Annotated in this window: 1 protein-coding gene; it reads left to right on the top strand. The window is 38.9% G+C overall.

What is annotated here, in order from left to right; translation table 11 throughout:
- Nucleotides 1–42 precede the first annotated feature (42 nt).
- The coding region (locus BHECKSOX2_RS09640; protein WP_425356622.1) for a C80 family cysteine peptidase at nucleotides 43–2,726 on the top strand (2,684 nt) is incomplete at its 3' end.

Genomic DNA, 2,726 nt, shown 5'->3' with positions numbered 1-2,726 from the left:
CGTCACGCACTCAAAAAAGACTTCAGCAATTACCGAAGTAACATTATCGTTCAAAACGGCAACAGCGAAGCCGCCGTCAAAGCCGCCCAATCCCTTGCCAATAAACACCCTGAGAGTAGCATTATTGTTCATTTTGATGACAATAACAAATTGGTTACATCAGACAACGAGATTTACACCCCTAAAGGCAATGTGCGCCTTAATTTTGTTGATCATGGAGAAAATTTTGCCAATGGTGAAAATGGCATGGATAAATTGACCGATAAAGTCAAGCAGATTTATGACACTTACGCCAATGAAAATACTCATTTTGAGCGCATTGCCCTAGTAGGTTGTGATACTACCAACATCAAGCAAGGTCTAGCTAGGAATTTTGCCAAAACGATTTACGACAATATGCCAGCACTAAGAACTGCACAAATAACGGGCAGAGGGGGCGAGGTAGAGATCAATGAAAACGGCACTAAGACGATGAAAACAGGAGGCACTAAAACAGTTTATAGTTGGTACAATGGCGGCATTATTTCTACAACTAGAAGCGCCAAAACTACAGCCGATAACCTTAAGAATCCATTGGGCGGTTTTGATGAATACTCAAAACTCTTGAATGAGTTAATTAAAAAGAAAAGTAGTGCAAGTAGCAAGCATTATGATGTTTTAAGAGGATTAAAAGAAGATCTTCGAAGGGCTAAGGCGCTAGAATCAGGACCCCTGAAGACGAAAATTTTTGAAAAAATGGCTAACGATTTAGACAGGCATTTGTCAGGTCGAGAAACAAAGTACCAAAAACAGTTTGATAAATTAAGCGCAATTGCACAGAATTGTGCAGAGAATACTCTTACCTATCATTTGGAAAATAGATTTAATAAGGGTGAGCTGGATATTGATGTAAGCGTAGATATGTTAAAAGACATTGCTGGCTTGAGTCTTGGAGATCAACTTACACGCATTGAAAGTGCTAAAAGTGAATTTGAAAGGTTGCTAAGTCAAGATGAGATTAACCTTGCTAAAAATGCAGCTCGCAAAGCTTGGGCCAAGGTATGTGTGAGAAAGGCATCAGAGATTGCTAGTGATATTACAAAATCTCAACGAGCGTTAAATGCATGGGAGAGAAGAACAGTAGTAAACCAGCTCGAAGTTTCTCCTGGCCCTAGGGACACACATTATGTTGTTGTTCAGTTAGAAAATGATCCAGCCATAGTAAAAAGTTCGGCAGACATAACAGGCAAACATTCTAAAAATTCCACACTTATACAAATGGATAAAGAGGGTGGTTACCGGACTGTGCATGGACCTAAATTACACGAAATAAAAGCAGATAATATTAAAATACTATTTGTTGGACATGGTGATGAAAAATNAGTTTCTCCTGGCCCTAGGGACACACATTATGTTGTTGTTCAGTTAGAAAATGATCCAGCCATAGTAAAAAGTTCGGCAAACATAACAGGCAAACATTCTAAAAATTCCACACTTATACAAATGGATAAAGAGGGTGGTTACCGGACTGTGCATGGACCTAAATTACACGAAATAAAAGCAGATAATATTAAAATACTATTTGTTGGACATGGTGATGAAAAATTAGAGAAATCAGGAGGTAGAACACCCAGTGAGATTGTTGACATTGTTGCCACATTAAGAGGCATTTTACCCGTTCAATCAAGTATTGACACGGTCGCTATGAAAGGGTGTTATTCAGGCGCTGATTTTAGTAGAGATATCGCAATGGGACTGAAACTAAGGAATATTGAAACTACTAAGGTCAGCTCTAGATTAGGTGTGTCAAAAATAGAACAAAGCGGTAGAGTGATGGTTGACAATCGCTATCATCTTGACGAAGGAAAAGTTGTCTGGGGCTATAAAGACGGCGAATTAACTCGACTTGACCCTTACACAGACGACAATTATCATCTTGTTGTTTCTGTGGGTGATGATGGTTCGCTACAACTAAATAGATCGATAGAAGGTTTGAAAGGTGAGTTAAAAATTCGTGTTATGGCAAGTGGTTTTAATGCTACTGTGGCAGCACTGAAAAAACTAGAAAATCAACTGCCTGATGGCACCTCAATGGCACAAATAAACATAAAAATGGGTCGTGGCAGTGCAGACTGGTATGCCACACATGGTGCGTTTGGTTACTCGAGTCGTGTGACTAATTTAAGTAGTAAGCTCAATGCAGATGTGTTGGCATACAGTCCTTCAGGTCCAAATAGAGGCTCATATGCTTATCATTATGTACATGGTGCAACAAGAGTAGATGGACTAGTAGGAGCGAATGGGGTGAACTATAGTTTTGTATTTCACGATATGACCCCCTCAGACTATGTTAGTTTTACCTACAAAAAAGACAGATCTACTGTTTCATACAATTTTGCAAAAAGACCCAATATTGACAAGATAATTCTAGCCAGAATAGGCTCAGATAGTTACTCTAAGCAAGAATTGTTGGAACAATTTAAAAATGCAATAAATCTGATTAAGGGATCTATCTCTAAAATAGAAATTATGACAGAAAACTATAAAATAAGTGTCCTTGATTACAAGGACATGGTGAATTTTTTATCTAGAGAACTACATATTAAAGTTGAGGCGTATAACGCCGATACTCAAACCAAACCATGGCTATCCATAAACCCTGGCGACTCTCAAGTAACAGAAGACCTTGGCGCAAGACACCTAGGCGAAACCCAACCCTACAACGACAAAAAACTCCAATCCTGGGA

The organism is thiotrophic endosymbiont of Bathymodiolus puteoserpentis (Logatchev) (assembly GCF_900127505.1).
Classification (GTDB): Bacteria; Pseudomonadota; Gammaproteobacteria; order PS1; family Pseudothioglobaceae; genus Thiodubiliella.
Note: the sequence above shows the minus strand (reverse complement) of the source record. Positions and strands in the feature narration are given on the sequence as shown.